Annotated in this window: 17 protein-coding genes; 5 read left to right on the forward strand and 12 right to left on the reverse strand. The window is 72.4% G+C overall.

Going from position 1 to position 16154, the window contains the following annotated elements:
• Positions 1 to 16 precede the first annotated feature (16 nt).
• Positions 17 to 490: an RrF2 family transcriptional regulator gene (locus FHX44_RS12615; RefSeq protein ID WP_147255975.1), complete on the forward strand. Its 474-nt coding sequence runs from the start codon at positions 17 to 19 to the stop codon at positions 488 to 490.
• Positions 491 to 626: 136 nt separating this feature from the next.
• Here the strand turns inward: FHX44_RS12615 and FHX44_RS12620 are convergent, their stop codons facing one another.
• Entirely contained in the window at positions 627 to 1241 is a 615-nt protein-coding gene (locus tag FHX44_RS12620; RefSeq protein WP_170308889.1) for an FAD-binding oxidoreductase, read from the reverse strand.
• Between the two features lie 438 nt (positions 1242 to 1679).
• Positions 1680 to 2630 (reverse strand): helix-turn-helix domain-containing protein, encoded by a 951-nt coding sequence (locus FHX44_RS12625; protein ID WP_147255977.1) that lies wholly within the window; start codon positions 2628 to 2630, stop codon positions 1680 to 1682.
• A gap of 145 nt (positions 2631 to 2775) precedes the next feature.
• On the opposite strand from FHX44_RS12625, the gene FHX44_RS12630 reads away from it, so the two are divergent.
• From FHX44_RS12630 to FHX44_RS12640, 3 genes are read left to right on the forward strand one after another with little or no spacing between them, the layout of a single operon-like run.
• Positions 2776 to 3606: an alpha/beta fold hydrolase gene (locus FHX44_RS12630; protein ID WP_147255978.1), complete on the forward strand. Its 831-nt coding sequence runs from the start codon at positions 2776 to 2778 to the stop codon at positions 3604 to 3606.
• On the forward strand, positions 3603 to 4403 hold the full coding sequence (locus FHX44_RS12635) for an alpha/beta hydrolase (protein WP_147255979.1): 801 nt from the start codon (positions 3603 to 3605) through the stop codon (positions 4401 to 4403). Before FHX44_RS12630 ends, FHX44_RS12635 begins: the two co-directional genes overlap by 4 nt.
• Entirely contained in the window at positions 4400 to 5188 is a 789-nt protein-coding gene (locus FHX44_RS12640) for an MBL fold metallo-hydrolase (protein WP_147255980.1), read from the forward strand. The genes FHX44_RS12635 and FHX44_RS12640 overlap by 4 nt, the downstream gene beginning before the upstream one ends.
• 270 nt (positions 5189 to 5458) lie before the next feature.
• Here the strand turns inward: FHX44_RS12640 and FHX44_RS12650 are convergent, their stop codons facing one another.
• The 10 genes from FHX44_RS12650 to FHX44_RS12695 form a co-directional block, all read right to left on the reverse strand.
• Positions 5459 to 5851, reverse strand: a complete 393-nt coding sequence (locus FHX44_RS12650; RefSeq protein ID WP_212612440.1) for a hypothetical protein — start codon at positions 5849 to 5851, stop codon at positions 5459 to 5461.
• 191 nt (positions 5852 to 6042) lie between these two features.
• Positions 6043 to 6831 carry an Fpg/Nei family DNA glycosylase gene (locus tag FHX44_RS12655; RefSeq protein ID WP_147255982.1) on the reverse strand — a complete coding sequence of 263 codons (789 nt, stop codon included), beginning with the start codon at positions 6829 to 6831 and terminating at the stop codon, positions 6043 to 6045.
• A 29-nt stretch (positions 6832 to 6860) separates the two neighbouring features.
• On the reverse strand, positions 6861 to 7802 hold the full coding sequence (locus FHX44_RS12660) for a nucleoside hydrolase (RefSeq protein ID WP_246170337.1): 942 nt from the start codon (positions 7800 to 7802) through the stop codon (positions 6861 to 6863).
• 60 nt (positions 7803 to 7862) lie between these two features.
• Positions 7863 to 9614, reverse strand: coding sequence for a DUF6311 domain-containing protein (locus FHX44_RS12665; RefSeq protein WP_147255983.1), 1752 nt, complete (start codon positions 9612 to 9614; stop codon positions 7863 to 7865).
• A gap of 225 nt (positions 9615 to 9839) precedes the next feature.
• Complete coding sequence (locus tag FHX44_RS12670) at positions 9840 to 10520, reverse strand: GntR family transcriptional regulator (RefSeq protein WP_147255984.1); 681 nt, start codon at positions 10518 to 10520, stop codon at positions 9840 to 9842.
• Between the two features lie 32 nt (positions 10521 to 10552).
• Positions 10553 to 11524, reverse strand: coding sequence for a VOC family protein (locus FHX44_RS12675; RefSeq protein WP_147255985.1), 972 nt, complete (start codon positions 11522 to 11524; stop codon positions 10553 to 10555).
• A gap of 16 nt (positions 11525 to 11540) precedes the next feature.
• Positions 11541 to 12563 (reverse strand): PrpF domain-containing protein, encoded by a 1023-nt coding sequence (locus tag FHX44_RS12680; RefSeq protein ID WP_246170338.1) that lies wholly within the window; start codon positions 12561 to 12563, stop codon positions 11541 to 11543.
• A complete protein-coding gene (locus tag FHX44_RS12685) occupies positions 12560 to 13246 on the reverse strand; it encodes a 4-carboxy-4-hydroxy-2-oxoadipate aldolase/oxaloacetate decarboxylase (protein WP_147255986.1) in 687 nt (228 codons plus the stop codon). The genes FHX44_RS12680 and FHX44_RS12685 overlap by 4 nt, the downstream gene beginning before the upstream one ends.
• Positions 13243 to 13983 (reverse strand): PIG-L deacetylase family protein, encoded by a 741-nt coding sequence (locus tag FHX44_RS12690; protein WP_147255987.1) that lies wholly within the window; start codon positions 13981 to 13983, stop codon positions 13243 to 13245. Before FHX44_RS12690 ends, FHX44_RS12685 begins: the two co-directional genes overlap by 4 nt.
• A 215-nt stretch (positions 13984 to 14198) precedes the next feature.
• Positions 14199 to 14816, reverse strand: a complete 618-nt coding sequence (locus FHX44_RS12695) for a TetR/AcrR family transcriptional regulator (protein WP_147255988.1) — start codon at positions 14814 to 14816, stop codon at positions 14199 to 14201.
• 54 nt (positions 14817 to 14870) lie between these two features.
• Between FHX44_RS12695 and FHX44_RS12700 the strand changes: the two genes are divergently transcribed.
• Positions 14871 to 16139 (forward strand): TIGR03618 family F420-dependent PPOX class oxidoreductase, encoded by a 1269-nt coding sequence (locus FHX44_RS12700; RefSeq protein ID WP_246170339.1) that lies wholly within the window; start codon positions 14871 to 14873, stop codon positions 16137 to 16139.
• Positions 16140 to 16154: the final 15 nt, after the last annotated feature.

The raw sequence follows: 16154 nt of genomic DNA on the forward strand, positions 1-16154 counted from the left end.
ACGATATGATGGGTCCGTGAAGCTGCCGGCGAGCACGGAATGGGTCCTGCACTGCGCCACCACGCTGGCGCAGCTCGAACCGGGAGCCACCGCGTCGGCGAAGCAGCTCGCCGAGTACTTCGACCTCCCGGGGCCCTACCTCGCCAAGCAGCTCCAGGCGCTGGTCAGAGCAGGCGTGCTGGCCGCGACCACCGGCCCTCGCGGCGGGTTCCGCCTCGCCCGACCGGCAGCCGAGATCACGTTCCTCCAGCTCGTGGAGGCCGTCGACGGCGCCGCCCCGCCGTACGAGTGCCGCGAGATCCGCCAGCAGGGTCGCGGTGCGCTGCCGCCCGAGGACTGCCGCGACACCTGCATCCTCGCCCGGAAGATGGCCGAGGCCCACGACGTGTGGCGCCGGCACCTCGCCGCGACCACGCTCGCCGACATCCTCTCCGAGCTTCCCCCGACGGCGCCGACCCGCACCCGCTCGCGCCTCACGGCTGGTCGCTGAGGCCCCCGCTCGGGCTGCCGAGCGGCACGACGCCAACGGCCGCCACCCACAGCTGCCCGAGAACCGACGCCAGCACGCCGTAGGGCAGCGCGCCGCCGAATCCCGTCCTCCTTCCTAGTGCTCCCCGCCGGAGGCACTAGCGGAAGAGCGCGAACTCCATCGCCGTGATGATGCCGAGGCCGACGTCGTCGGGATCGCTCACACACAGGAGCCGGAACAAGCGCGAATCGCTGCCGTCGGTGACGTGGCGGAAATCCCCGTCGGCGGTGACGACCTGGATCGCGCGGACGTGACCTGCCGCCCATCCGTGCTTGCGCCCGACGATCCCCGCCCCGGGATATGACGGGACCAGCGGGGCGAGGCCAAGCTCGGCGGCCCGATCGACCACGTCCCGCCACAGCACGCCGGCCTCGGCGATCGCGGTTCGGCTGCGCCGGTCGAGGTGGACCCGGTTCATGCGGCGCGTACTGACGAGCACGCCGCCTTTCGGGGGAGCCTGGTGCCCAGGTGCCGTCACGGCGAGCGGAAGCCGGAAGTCGGCGGCGAACCGCACGGCGGCCCGGACGTCTGCCGGGTTCGTCGCCCCGACCGTGATGTCGGGTTCGTGCAGGATCCCGGCATCGGGGCAGGACAGCTCGTCGGCGAGTCCCGGGTCACCGGCAACCAGCACCGGCCCCTCCGTGACACTCGCCAGCGCTGTGACGTCCTGGGGCGTGAAGCCGGGATCCCACCCGGCGGAGCGATAGTTCACCCTTGGCCACCTCTGTCGACGCGGTCCGGTCTGGTCCGGACCTCCGCCTCGTCGACGATCGGGACGAGGCGAAATCGACGCGCCGGCGAGGTCGCCGGGTGGTGGACGGCTGTTGCGGTCGACGGGTCATGCCGTAAGTGCGCGGCCGTCGGCGACGGCGGGCGATGCGGCGTCGGGCGCGTCCTCGGTGCCGATCTCGGCGACAGCGGTGAACACCGCCAGGCCGGTCGCGTTGCCGATGTTGAGGCTCGTGGAGGCGATCCCGTTGGTGACGCCCTGCTCGTCGGCCGCGGTGGCGGCGGCGAGCGGCGGGCCGCGAGCACTCCGCCATCTGACGCTCGCTCACACACCCGTCCGGGTCTTGGCGAGCGTCTAACTCCCGGCGGCCGGTGTCGGCAGCCGAGATCACGGTGCTGCAGCGACCGACCGCCGGCCGAGTCAGGGCCGGGTGATGGGGCTCCGCCACTCCCCAGGCGTCACGCCGAACTCGGCGCGGAATCGCCGGGTGAAGTGGGTCGGGTCGCGGAACCCCCACCCTCGCGCGATCGCCGCGATGGACCGGTGCCGGCTCTCGGGGCGGAGAAGTTCCTCCCGCGCGCCCCGCAGCCGCTCGCCGATGATCCACTGTTCGAGGCTGAGGTCGGCCTGGGCGCACACGTTGTACAGGTGGCGCAGGGAGACGTTGTGGGCGGCGGCGATGGCGGCGGGCCGCAGGTCGGGATCGGTGAGGTGTCGGCGCACGTACGCCCGCACCCGGGTGAGGAGCGTGTCGGCCAGCACCGCGCGCGCGTCCATTCGCGCCGCCGAGACCAGCAGCGCCCTCGCCAGCTCGACGCTGGCGGAACCGAGCGCGGGTGCCGCCGGGTCGGCACCGAGCCGCTCGGCGTCGGCGGTGACGTCGGCGACGTGCCGGGCGACCAGGCGGTACAGCGGACTCCTGCGCACATTGCCGACGGCGCGGCGGATGACGTCGACGGGCAGGCCGAGCTGGTCGACCGGGATCTGGATGCAGCCGGCCGCGCCGTCGCCCGACCAGGAGAAGTCGTACGGCGCCGACAGGTCGACCGCCATCAGGTCGCCGGGCGCCACGATCTCCTGCCGGTCCAGCTGCTCGTGCCTGCCGTCGGCCTGCTGCTGGACCGACAGGGCGACGACCGGCATCACGTCCTGCCTGGCCTGCTTGGGGGTGCGCAGCAGCCGGATTCCAGAGGCGCGGGTGGTGAAGATGTTGGCGCCCCCCAGGTCCCACAGACCCATCCGGGCGTGCACGTCGCCGTGCGGGTCCTCGTGGATCACGTGGCAGGGAGCCGAGGCCTGGGCCATCGCCACGTGGACGGCCTCGACCCGCTCCTGCGCCGGGATGGTCGCCGTGTCGAGGACGTATGACATGCGCGCCACCTCTCTCGGAACCGGTTCAGTGTGCACGGTGGGCCGCGAACGGTGCACCGACAGCCGGGTGGGGTCTGGAACGGTCGTGAACCGGAGCGTTCGGGGGTCGGGAGCTCCATCTGGTCCACCTGGAGGGGAGTGCTGCATGCCCCACGTCACGACCGCTGATGGCGGGCAGATCTTCTACAAGGACTGGGGCGAGGGCCGGCCGGTCGTGCTCAGCCACGGGTGGCCCCTGAACTCCGACAGCTGGGAGGCGCAGCAGCTCTTCCTCGCCGAGAACGGGTTCCGCGCGATCGCCCACGACCGCCGCGGTCACGGCCGTTCCACCCAGACCTGGGGCGGGAACGAGATGGACACCTATGCCGACGACCTGGCCGCCGTGATCAGGGAGCTCGACCTGCACGACGTCACGCTCGTCGGCTTCTCGACGGGTGGCGGGGAGGTGGCCCGCTACGTCGGCCGCCACGGGACGGCGCGCGTGGCCCAGGTCGTGCTCGTCTCCGCCGTGCCGCCGTTCATGTTGCAGACCGAGGACAACCCCGGCGGGGTGCCGATCGCGGTGTTCGACGGGATCCGGGCCGGCTCGCTCGCCGACCGGTCGCAGCAGTACCGCGACCTCGCCGACGGCCCGTTCTTCGGCAACAACCGCCAGGGCGCGAACGTGTCGCAGGGGACGCGCGACGCGTTCTGGCGGCAGGGCATGCAGGCAGGCCACCGCAACGCGTACGAGTGCATCGCCGCGTTCTCGGCCACCGACTTCCGCTCCGACCTCGACGCGATCAACGTGCCTACGCTCGTGATCCACGGCGACGACGACCAGGTCGTGCCGTTCGAGGTGGGTGGGAAGGCCTCGGCCGAGCGGATCAAGAACGCCGCGCTGACCGTCTACCCGGGGGCGCCGCACGGCATCACCGACACCCACAAGCAGCAGCTCTGCGACGATCTGCTCGCCTTCCTGAGGAGCTTCTCGTGACCGCCCCCGACACGATCGTCCTCGTCCACGGTTTCTGGGTCACGCCGCGCAGCTGGGAGAACTGGGTCACCCACTACGAGCGGCGCGGCTTCCGGGTGCTCGCGCCGGCGTATCCCGGTTTCGAGGTCGAGGTGGAGGCCCTGAACGCCGACCCGACGCCGATCGCGAACGTGACGGTGCCGGCGATCATCGACCACCTCACGTCGGTGATCAAGGCACTGCCTGCGCCGCCGATCATCATCGGCCACTCCGCCGGCGGGGCGTTCACGCAGATCCTGCTCGACCACGGCCTCGGCGCCGCGGGCGTGGCGCTGAACTCGGCGCCGACCGAGGGCGTGCGGGTGGTTCCGCTGTCGCAGCTGAAGTCCACGTTCCCGGTGTTCAAGAACCCCGCCAACCGGCACAAGGCGGTGGGGCTCTCGTTCGAGGAATGGCGCTACGCCTTCACCAACACGTTCAGCGAGGAGGAGTCCCGGTCCCTGTACGAGCGCTATCACATCCCGGCGGCGGGCTCGATCGTGTGGGGCGGCGTGCTGGCCAACTTCCAGCCCGGCCACCAGGACACCTGGGTCGACTACCACAACGACGATCGGGCGCCGCTGCTCTTCGTCTCCGGCAGCGAGGACCACATCATGCCGCCGGCGATCCAGCAGTCGAACGCCAAGCACTACAAGTCGAACACCGTCACCGAGATCGAGGAGTACGAGGGCTACGCGCACCTCCTGCCCGCCCAGAAGGGCTGGGAGGAGATCGCCGACCACGTCCTCGACTGGGCGCTGGAGCACGCGCCGAAGTGACGGGGGTTCGCGTCACCCACGTCGGCGGGCCGACCTCGCTCGTCGAGGTCGGCGGGTGGCGGATCCTCACCGACCCGACGCTCGACCCACCCGGGCGCCGGTATGCGTTCGGGTGGGGCACGTCGTCGCGCAAGCTGGTCGGCCCGGCGGTCAGCGCGGACGCGCTCGGGCCGATCGACGCGGTGCTGCTCACCCACGACCACCACGGCGACAACCTCGACGACGCGGGCCGTGCGCTGCTGCCGACGGCGGGCACGGTGCTGACCACGGTGTCCGGGGCGGGCCGCCTCGGCGGCAATGCGCGAGGGCTCGCACCCTGGTCGTCGATGCGGCTCGAACGCGCCGGCCTGCCGACGATCGAGGTCACGGCCACCCCGTGCCGGCACGGTCCGCCGCTCTCCGGCGCGATCGTCGGCGACGTGGTCGGCTTCGCCCTGCGCTGGGAGAGCCAGCAACACGGCGAGCTGTGGATCTCCGGCGACACCGTGCTGTACGGCGGCCTTCGCGAGGTCGCCGACCGGGTACGGGTCGGCGTGGCGCTGCTGCACCTCGGCGGGGTCCGGTTCCCGGTCACCGGCCCGGTGCGGTACACGATGACGGCCCGGCAGGCGGTCGAGCTGTGCCGGCTCGTCCGGCCGCGCACGGTCGTCCCCGTCCACTACGAGGGCTGGAAGCACTTCCAGGAGCCGCGGCCGGTGATCGAGCACGCCTTCGCGCGGGCGCCTGACGTGCACCGCCTCGTCCGCTGGCTACCCATCGGAACACCGAGCGACCTGGAAATCTGACGCGCGATCGGTTCGCCGGCACAGCCGCTTCAGCAGCGCCGGGCGCGCCGCTTCCGGTGCCGCATCCGGCTCGGCCGCGGTGGCTGACGGCCCCGAGACGGGCGTCGACGTCGCCATCCGGTTCATGGCTCAGCAGCCCGGCGGCGCGGAACGCGTGCTCGCCATCCATCGGCGGCTGCCCGACCGGCGGTGTCGTGGCTGCCTCACGACGGCCACGAGATGGCCGTGTCCGGTCGCGCGCTTCGCGATGCGGGCCCAGCGAGCCCGGGATCAGCGCGGGCGCGACTGAGCTACTCCGCCGGCGAACGGCATCGTCCGCCATTGGTCGACGGCCGGCATCACGTACTCCACCAACACCGGCAGTTGCGGCGCGAGCGCGAGCACGGAGACTGCCCGCAGCATCCCCACGGCGTTCACGAAGCGCAGGACGTCCTCGTTCAACGGCCTCAAGCCATTGCGCTGCGCGCCCCGGTTGTAAGCGGCTTCCAGGTCGGACCCGAGACCGGCGAGGTCCCACTCGACCGGACCCGATGTGACCAGCTCGAAGTCGGAGTAGAGGTTCCGGTTCACCCCGGAGAAGACGTTCGCGGGCGGGGAGTCGCCGTGGATGGGCTGGATCTCGATCCCCGGGAACGCGCGCTCGAACGCCGAGCGTGAGCGCACGAGGGGTTCCAGGACCTGCCACTCGCGGCGTGCGCGGTCCAGGTCGGACGGGCCGACCAGGTCGGGCCGTTTCTCGAGCAGAGCGAGAGTCCGAGGTCGCGCCCTGCTCCGACAGCCGCGCCGACCGCGGCCGAGGTGCGGCGGGCGATGTCTCGTGGGCTCACGAAATCGCGCATGCACCGATCATTCCGTCAGGTTCGGTCCGGCTGGCAGCTCGGGCACCAGGCGGTACCGCGCCCACCGACGCGGTCGTGCGCCAGCGTCGCCCCGCACCTCGGGCACGAGCCGGGCCGATCATCACGGTGCCCCGTGAGCCAGGAGTTCCTCGGCGGCACGCGTTCGTCCCGTACCGACCGGCGGACCACGCTCCGCATGCTGCGGTGCACCTGGGCGAGATCGTCATCACTCAGACCCGCACAGATCCGGCGGGGGTTGATCCGGGCGTGCCAGAGGATCTCGTCGGCGAGCAGGTTGCCCAAACCCGCGAGCACCGACTGATCCACCAACGCAGCCTTGACCTGACGCCGCATCCCTTGGAGCAGCGTGCGTGTCTCCTCACGGGAGACCGTCGCCGCGTCTGGCCCCAGGTCGGCCAGGACCTCCTCGACCTCACCGGCGTCCGCTGCCAGCCGCAGTCCCTGCAGTTTGCGCATGTCCCGGTACCGCAGCTCACCGTCGGGTAGCACGAACACCACCCGGTCGTGCCGGTGCCGCTCCGAGCCGTCGGATGCCCAGACCAGCGAGCCGGTCATGCCGAAATGCGCCAGCAGCACCGGCCCGTCCCGCATGGGGACGATGAGCCACTTCCCGTGACGGCTCGGCTCGTCGAACCGTCGCCCGCACAACCGCTCCGTGAACCGCCTCGGGGCGACTCCGCGCAGCACGCCGCGATCGAGGACGTCGACCCGCTCGACGCGCCGACCGGTGGCGTGCTCGGCCAGCACCCGGCGAAAGCCCTCGACATCGGGCAGCTCGGGCACGAGTGCCGACTACCCACCCCGCCAGGCGGCTACTCCGGGGCAGGCGCCAGGCCTCCCAGCGCGGCGATGAGGCGGTCCCAGAACCGCGGCGCATCGAGCACGACGGCCACCTTCGCGTTGGGTGCCCTGCCGGGGTGTCCGTGCAGGTCGACGACGGTGGCGCCGCGGGTGTGCTCCCCCGAGACCTCGATCGCCACGTGCGCGTCCACGCACTCCACCAGCGACGGGTCGATCACCCGCGCCACCGCCACCGGATCGTGCAGCGGCGGCGCCGCGAAGCCCCACAGCTTCCGGTACGTCGAGGCGAAGAACGTCATCAGCTCCGCGCACACCGGGCCGAGCTCGCCGCCGAGCGCCTCCAGCCGCGCCACGACGTCCGGCGTGACGAGCGCCTGGTGCGTGACGTTGAGCCCGCACATCGTGACCGGCACGCCGCTGCCGAAGACGATCGCCGCGGCCTCCGGGTCGACGAAGACGTTGAACTCGGCGTACGGACTGACATTGCCGCGCCCGGTCGAGCCGCCCATCAGCACGATCTCGCGGATCCGGGCCGCATCCTCCGGATACCGCGTGAGCAGCAGCGCGATGTTCGTGAGCGGCCCGGTCGGGACGAGGGTCACCGGCTCCGGATGCTCCGCCACGATGCGGTGCACCAGGTCGACGGCGTGCTCGTCGACCACCTGCACCTTGGGCTCGCCGAACCGCGGCCCGTCCAGACCGGACTCGCCGTGCACGTCCTCGGCGACCTGCAACGGCCGGGTCAGTGGGCGGGCGCACCCGGCGGCCACGGGCACGTCGTGGATGCCGGCCAGGGTGCACACGCGCAGCGCGTTGAGCGTGGTCTTCTCGAGCGTCTGGTTCCCGGCGACCGTGGTGATCGCCAGCAGGTCGACGGCCGGGTCACCCGCGGCGAGCATGATCGCGATCGCGTCGTCGTGGCCGGGATCGCAGTCGAGGATGATCGGCGTCACGACTCGCGAGCCAACCAGCGCACGACGGCCGCGGACAACGCCGTGGCGGGTGTGGCGTGCTCAGGTGATCGACCGGACATCCCACACCCACGCGTCCGCGGCCGGGCGGCCGGGGCCGAGGAGTGCGGAGAGCGTGGCGCGCAGCTCCGGCTCGCGCGGCCCACCGGTGAGAACGACGGCGTCGGCACCCCAGAAGCGCAGGTCGTCCAGCGTGCGGGCCCGCTCGGCATCGGAGATCGCCGGTACCTGCCCGGTGGCGGCCACCCCGTCGAGGAGCATCGAGCTCGGCCGCTTCGGCGCACCGTAAGCGCCCAACTGCTCCACACCCGCCGGGCCGACGAAGTAGCCCTGCGGCAGGGCGAAGCCCATGCCGGCGTCCACCTGCCAGCGCAGGGCCTCGGCGTGGAGGGGCTCGGGGAGCGGGACCGGCACGATCGTGCCGCCCGGATCGACCCACTTCGCCCACTCGCCGCCGGCGTAGAAGTCCGGGGTGGGCGCCCGCGTCACGGTTTCGAACGGCAAAGGCGCGATCGGGAGCAGCGCCGCGGCCAGCGCGCCGGCCCATGCCACCCGCAAGGGCACCGGACCGAACCGGCGATCCCGGGGCGCGTCGAGCACCCGCTGGGTGGCGATGGCGAGCAGGCACCCCGCCGCGGGCACGCAGGCCAGCGCGATCCGCGACTCCAGCACCGACTCGAGGAGCGGCAGGTCCGCCAGCAGCGCCCACGGCCCCGGCCAGCCGGTCGGCCGCCCGTCGAGGGTGATCTGCGGCCCGAGGGACAGGACGGCGGCCACCCCGCCCACCGCCGCGGCGATCCGGGCGGGCGGCTCGGCACGCAGCCGGATCGCCAGCACGACGACGAGCGCCACGAGACCCCACCCGAAGAACGCGTTCTCCTCCGTGCCGTTCAGCGCGAGACCGCCCGGCCCGCCGGTGAGCAGGGCACCGGTCGACTGGCTGGAGTAGGCGACGAACGCGGCGAGCGAGTTGCCGGTGGGGCCGTGCTCGATGCTGCGGTAGCTCTGCGGGCCGGCGAACTGCAGCCACAGCGGGTAGGCGACGAGCGCGCCGGAGACGAGCGCGGCCGTCACTCCGCCGACGACGACCTGCCGGGGCAGCCTCCTCCTGGTGACGGCGAACCAGATCGCGTACGGCGCGCAGGCCAGCACCGCGATCAGCAGGATCTCCTCCCCGATCAGGACCTGGAGCGCCCCGAGCACGCCCAGCCCCACCCCGTGCAGCGCAGGCCGGCGCGCTCCCGGCAGTCGGATCAGGCAGATCGCGATCACGGGGATGAGGAAGGTCGCGGCGAAGTTGGGGTGGGCCTTGGCGTGCGAGATCACCGGCGGCGCGAACCCGCAGAGGAGCCCGCCGACGGCCGCCGCGAGCCGCGAACGGACGACGTGGCGGGAGAAGAGCCAGTACCAGCCCGTTGCGGTACCGGCGAGACCGCCGGTCAGGACGAGTGTCCAGGTCGTCGTCGGCCCGAAGGCCAGCGTCACCGGCGTCAGCGGCACGGCGAGCGCGGGCAGCGCCGTGTTGGCCATCAGGTTCACCCCGAGCGGGGCGTTCTGCAGATCGGAGAACAGCGGGTTCCGGCCGTTCGCCACGGCGTGCGCCTGCGCGGCGAACAGCCACTCGAAGAGGTTCTGGTCCTGCATGCTCGCGACGAGGTAGCCGCTGCCCAGGTGCCGCCATAGCCCGGCGTACAGGATCACGGCCGCGAGCACGTAGCCCTCGACGACGAGGACATCCGCCATGCTGACCCGGCCCCACTTCGGCCGGGTCAGCGCGTGAGCAAGAGCCGTCACGCGCGCACGTCCTTCACGAATCCCATGCCCTCACGACACCGCAGCCCGACCTCGAGGACGCGTGTCCGCCGTCGCGGCGGTCCGGCTCGACCAGCGGCGAGCGAGGTCCCGGACGTCCGCACGCCACCGGTCCGGCGCGTCGCGCGCCGCGATGGCATCCGCCGCAGCATGCACGATGGCGCGGCGGAACGCAGCAGCGGCGCGAGCGTTCGACGGGGAGCCGCGTCAGAGGGCGTCGAAGCGACGGGTACGGGTGACGTCGACCTCGGGGAGGGTGTCGATGACGCTGCGGATGTGACGGCGCATCGCGGCCTCGGCGCCGTCGGCGTCGCCCGCGCAGAGCGCCTCGATGATCTCCAGGTGCTGGGGCAGGGAGATCGCGGGACGGCCGGGGTGCATCGCGAGCCGGAACTGGTGGCGCACGCTCTGCCCGCGCAGCCGCTCGAGGATCGCGGCCGCGGTGGTCTGGCCGGCCAGCGAGAGGACGAGGCCGTGGAGGCGCCGGTTCAGCTCCGAGTAGCCCAGCAGGTCCCCGGAGGCGATGGCCGCGCGCATCGCGTCCCCGATCTCGCGGAGGCGTTCGCGGTCGGCGTCGGTGAGCCGCTCGGCCGCCTTCGCCGCGCAGAGCCCCTCCAGCGCCATCCGGACCTCGGTGATCTCGACGGCCTCGGCGAGCGACACGGCCCGGACGCGAGCACCCCGGTTCTGCACCCGCTCGACGAGGCCCTCGCCGGCCAGCTGCACCAGCGCGGTCCGCACGTTGGCGCGGCTCGCCCCGAACCGCTCGGACAGGTCCGCCTCGACGAGGCGCTGGTTGGGGACGAACTCACCGTCGGCGATGGCCGCGCGGATCGCGTCGACGACAGGAACCGCCTCCACCGCGCGCGGGCTCTCGGTCCCCGTCATCGTCAACTACCTCCGCGTGCAGATCGGCGCGCTCATTGTGCGGGGGTGTCGACCGGCGGGGTGCCGTGGGTGTGGAAGGACGCGATGGTCTTCAACCCCCAGGCCTGGCCCTTGGCCCGCTCGGCCTCGGTCCAGGTCACCGGCTCCCAGTCCGGGGCGAAGATCAGCCGCGCCGTCGGGTTGCACAGCTCGATGCGGTTGCCGCCCGGCTCGTAGACGTAGAGGAAGAAGGTCTGCTGGATCGCGTGCTTGTGGGGCCCGGTCTCGATGAACACGCCGTTGTCGAGGGCGATGTCCGCGGCTCGGAGGATGTCCTCGCGCGTGTCGGTGGCGAACGCGATGTGGTGCAGGCGGCCGGTCGAGCCGGTCCAGTCGTTGGTGTAGACCAGGTCGTAGGACTTCTGCGCGAAGTTGGTCCACTGGCCGGAGATCACCCCGGTGTCGAGCTGGATCTGCTCGGTCACGCGGCCGCCGAGGGCCTCGCAGACGAACCCGCCGTTGGTGGCGGCGTCCTTGGCGAGGTAGTTGACGTGGTCGAGCCTGCGGACGCTGACGCCGCGGCCCGGGTAGGCCTGAGCCTGGTTCTTGAGCGCCGGGCGCAGGTGCTCGGGCGGCTGGTAGCGCTCGGTCTCCCAGTAGATCTCCATCTCGTGGCCGTCGGGGTCGCGGAAGAGGTAGGTCGGGCCGATGCCGGGGTCCCCGTCGACCCAGCCGATCCCCATGCCGCGTTCCTCGACGGCCGCCACCCGCCGCTTGAGCGCCTCCTCGCTCGACGCCCTCAGTGCCGTGCGGCCCACACCGGACGTCTTCGCGGCCGTCAGCTTGAGGCTGTGGTGTTCGTAGTCGTCCCAGGTGCGCAGGAAGACCGAGTCGCCATGGCTGCCGTTCTCGGTCAGGCCCAGCACGCGGACGAAGAAGTCGAGGCTGCGCTCCGGCTCTGACGTGAAGAGCTCCACGTGGCCGAGGTGGGCGATCTCGTGACGAGGGGACTTCTCGAGGGACATCGTCGGCTCCAGACGGTCAGGGGCGGGGGAAGGTGGTGCCGTCGAACAGGGGTCGCGCCGTGCGGATGACCGCGGAGCGCCGCACGCTCGGGGGGTTGCCGGGCTCGACGTCGACGTCGACCTCCAGCGACCCGCTCGGGTGCTCCACCGAGAACGGGCGTCCGGCCGCGGGCCGGACCAGCAGCTCGTGGCCGACCGCACCGTCGAGCAGCGCGGCGGTGACCACGCTGACCGCGCCGAGCACGCCGATCGACGGGTGCTGGCGGACGGGGTCGAAGGCGTTGAACGTGCGGGTGCGGATCGCCCCGCCGCCCTGCGGTGCGGAGACGAACGTGATCTTGGGGACGGCGGAGCCGGTGACGTCACCCAGCTCCATCGCCTTGCCGGCCTCGATCCGCAGTGACCGGATGCGATCGGGCGGGAGATCCTCTTCGCGGGCGACGACGACCGGCATCCCGTTGTCGATGCAGGTCACTTGGAGGCCGTCGATCTCGTCGACGAGCCGGCCGGTCGGCAGCAGGCTGCCGCAGACCGAGCCCTCCGTGTTCGCGAAGGCCAGCGCCACCGGGGCCGCCGTACCGGGTACACCGGCCACCGCGGTGTCCCCCGCGTAGTCGACGCGCCCGCCGGGCGTGGCGAAGGTCGACTTCGCCCGTCCACCGGTGTTGACCATGCGGATCCGCACGCTGGTGCGCTGCGCCCCGGCGGCCACGAGGCCCCGCTCCACGGCGAACTGGCCGACGGCGGCCAGCAGATTGCCGCAGGTCTGGCGGTCCGAGACGGTGGGCACGTCGATCCCGACCTGCAGGAACAGGTAGTCGACGTCGCAGTCCGGCTCCGCGGAGCGCGACACGACGGCCACCTTGCTCGTCACCGGCTGCGCCCCACCCAGCCCGTCGATCTGTGCCGGGTCCGGGCTGCCCATGATCCGCAGCAGCAGGTCGTCGCGCTCGGCCGGATCGGTGGGGAGATCGGAGGCGAGGAAGAACGCCCCCTTCGAGGTGCCGCCTCGCATGAGCAGGCAACGCACGCCGGTCACTGCTGGGCCTTCACGTACTCCACCCCCAGCTCGGCGAGGGTGGCGCGCAGGCCGTACCGGTCGAGGCCGAGCTCGCCCTCGCGGAACGCCTGGCGGGTCGCCTCCTCCTTGGCCAGCCGGGCCCGTCCCGCGGTGAGCGCCTCACCCACTCGCTCGCGCGGCACGCACACCACGCCGTCGTCGTCGGCGAGCACCGCGTCGCCGGGCCGCACGACCTGACCGCCGATCACGATCGGGACGTTCACGGCACCCGCCGTGGCCTTGACGGTGCCCTGCGCGCTCACCGCGGCCGACCACGCCGGGAAGCCCATCGCGCGCAGGTCGGCCACGTCCCTGACGCCGGTGGTGGTGACGACCCCGCGGACCTGACGATGTGCGAGCGCGGTGGCGAAGAGCTCGCCGAAGAGGCCGTCCGAGCACGGCGACGTGGTGGTGACGACCATGAGGTCACCGGGCCTGCACTGCTCGACGGCCGCGTGGATCATGAGGTTGTCGCCCGGCCAGCACAGCACCGTGACTGCCGTGCCGCCGACGCGCGCACCGTTCTGGATCGGCCGCAGGTCGGGGCCCAGGTAGCAGGTGCGGCCCAGCGCCTCGTGCACGGTGGCCACCCCGAACCCGGCAAGGGTGTCGACGTCGGCGAGCTCCGCGCGCGGCGGGTCGGTGACGATCACCGGCTTCACGCCAGCTCCCCCGTCACCTGCGGGTAGAGCCGCACGAACGCCTCGCCCATCGTGCTGTGGGGCAGCCCGAGGTTCGGGCCCGCGTTGCGCTTGAGCTGCACGCCGCGGCGCTTGGCGAGGTCGGTGTAGTAGTCCCACATGTGCTGCTGCGCCGGCAGGCACTCCATCGCCTTGCGCTTGCGGTCGAACACCGAGGTGATGTCCAGCAGCACGTCCGGGCGGAAATCGCACTGCTCGGGCTGGTGCGGCTCGAAGAAGAAGACCGGCGGTGCACCGAGCGGCTCGCCGGGGGCGTCGTAGCCGATGGCCTGCGCCAGCACCCGCGCCTGCAGTGCCATCCGGGCGGCCGCCGGGTGGTCGCCGTTGTACGGGTCGGCGAGCGTGTGCGTGAGCACCACGGTGGGGGTGAGCTCGCGGTAGATGCGCACGAGCCGGTCGACCAGCTCGTGCGACTCCACGAGCGGGTAGTCCCCCGCGTCGAGGAACCGGACCTCGGCACCCAGCGCCGCGGCGGCGTTCTGGGCCTCCGCCCGGCGGATCTCCTTGATCTCGTCGAGCGTGCGGCCCTCCCGCCAGGCCTTGGCGGACTCACCGCGCTCGCCGAAGGAGAGGCACACGACCGTGGCCCTGTCCCCCCGCTCGGCGGCCAGCGCGATCGCCCCGCCTGCCCGCCACACGAAGTCGCCCGCGTGCGCGCTGACGACCAACAGGCTGCCGCGTCCCGATCCCGACCCCATCGCCACTCCCGTCCCGCCGACTCGTTCCAGCATCGGCGCCGCGCGGGGAGATTGTCAACAATTCTGGCGACTATCTTGTGGTGAGTCATATGTCGCACATGGCGACCGCGCGCCGGCACCGGTCGAGGACCGATGGTCGCGATCGAGATCGACCAGCGACCATCCGCCCGTGGTCAGCACATCGGATTGCGCAGGCCCTGCTCCGACCGCAGGACCTACGTCGCGTCGCCGAAGGCTCGCAGGAACGTCTCCACGGCCGCGCGCGTCACGGCCCACAGCTCGTCGTCCGGCACCTGCCGGGTGCCGAGCCGCGAGCGCGCCTCGATCGGGCCGGTGAGCAGCGCGATGAACTGCTCGGCGGCCTGGGCCGGGTCGAGCAGCCGCAGCCGGCCCGCCAGCGCGAGCCGGGCGAGCCGGTCGGCGAGCGCCTCGGTGACGCGATCCGCGGCCCGCCCCCGGACGATGTCGATCAGGTCGGGGAACCGGGTGAGCTCGGCGTTGAGGAGCCGACGCAGTGCCACCGACCGCTCCTCGCAGTGGCACACCAGCATGTGGTGGCCGACGTTCTCGAGCGTCGTCCGCAGGTCGTTGCCGTCCCTGAGCTCGTCGACCGCGGCGAGGTGCTTCGCCAGCGCGCCGTCGGCGTCGGCGGCGATCGCCTCGCGGAACAGCGTCTCCTTGTCGCCGAAGTGGTTGTAGACCGTCGGCTTGGCCACCCCGGCCTCGGCCGCGATGGCGTCGACACCCGCCAGCGCGTATCCCTCGCGGGCGAACACCCGGCCGGCGGCCGCGAGGATCGCCTGTCGCTTGTCGATCCGGCCCCGGGCGGTCACAGCTGCATCCTACGGTCAGTTGATTAATACGAGATCGAACATTACTTTGAACTCGTGAGTTCAAAGCGAGTCGTGGTCATGGGCGGCACCGACGGCATGGGCAGGGCGGTCGCCCTCGACCGCCTCGAGCGGGGTCACGAGGTGGTGATCGTCGGCCGCAACGCCGCCAAGGGGGCCGCGTTCCTCGACCTGGCCGCACGGCGCGGCGCGTCCGGGCGGGCCCACTTCGTGCGGGCCGACCTGAGCCTGGTCACCGGCACGAGGGCGGCGATCGCGGAGATCCGCGCCCTCTTCCCGGCGGTCGACGCGCTCGTGCTGTGCGCGCGGCACTACCGCTCGACAAGGGCGGTCACCGAGGAGGGAGTCGAGGACAACTTCGCGCTCTTCTACCTGAGCCGCTACGTCGCGAGCCACGAGATGGCGGACCTGCTCGACGCCGCGGAGGAGCCGGTCATCGTGAACGTCGCAGGCCCGGGAGCTCCCGCGGGTGAGATCCGCTGGCACGACCTCGAGTTCGAGCAGGGCTACGACGCCATGACCGCGCTGATGCACGGGGGCCCGCTCAACGACCTGCTCGGTGTCGGGTACGCCGACGACCCGCCGTCGCGGAAGGTCCGCTACGTCCTGCTCAACCCGGGCACCGTCAGCACCAGCTTCTCGGGCGAGTACGACCCCGCGACCGCGGCCCGGATCGAGGCCGTCAAGGCGACGGCCAGGCCCGTGGAGGAGGGCATCGGGCCCATCGTGGCGCTGCTGGAGCGGCCCCCCGCCGAGCCGATCAGCGCATGGGCACGGCACGACCCGATCCCGTTGACCGGCTCGACCTTCGAGGTCGCCGCCGCCCGCCGGCTGCGCACCGAGACGGAGCGCCTGCTCACCACGCTGCCCCGGCCGGGCCGGCGGCGGTACGTGATGTCGGGCGTGTCGGCAGAGCGGCTGCGCGAGGTGCTCGATTCGCCGATCTTCGCCACGGTCGCCACCATCCAGCCCGACGGGACGCCCCAGCAGTCCGTGGTCTGGGTGGATCGGGACGGCGACGACGTGCTCTTCATGGTGGGGGTCGGCAGCCGCAAGGAACGCAATCTCCGCCGCGACCCGCGGGTGAGCGTGCTGGTCTGCCCACCGGAGGCGCCGTACGGCTACGCCGCCATCCGGGGCACCGCGGTGTTCGAGCCGTCGCTCTCCGGTCGGCTCCGGGACGACCTGACGATGAAGTACACCGGCGTGCCCTACGCCGAGCACGTCGCGCGGACCCCGGAGGCCGAGGCAGGCGATGTGGTCGCCGTGCGACTGGTCCCGGAACGGACGGCCGGAAGGCTCTGACCGTGCGCCGGATGT

Origin of the sequence: Pseudonocardia hierapolitana (assembly GCF_007994075.1) — a bacterium.
Lineage (GTDB): Bacteria > Actinomycetota > Actinomycetes > Mycobacteriales > Pseudonocardiaceae > Pseudonocardia > Pseudonocardia hierapolitana.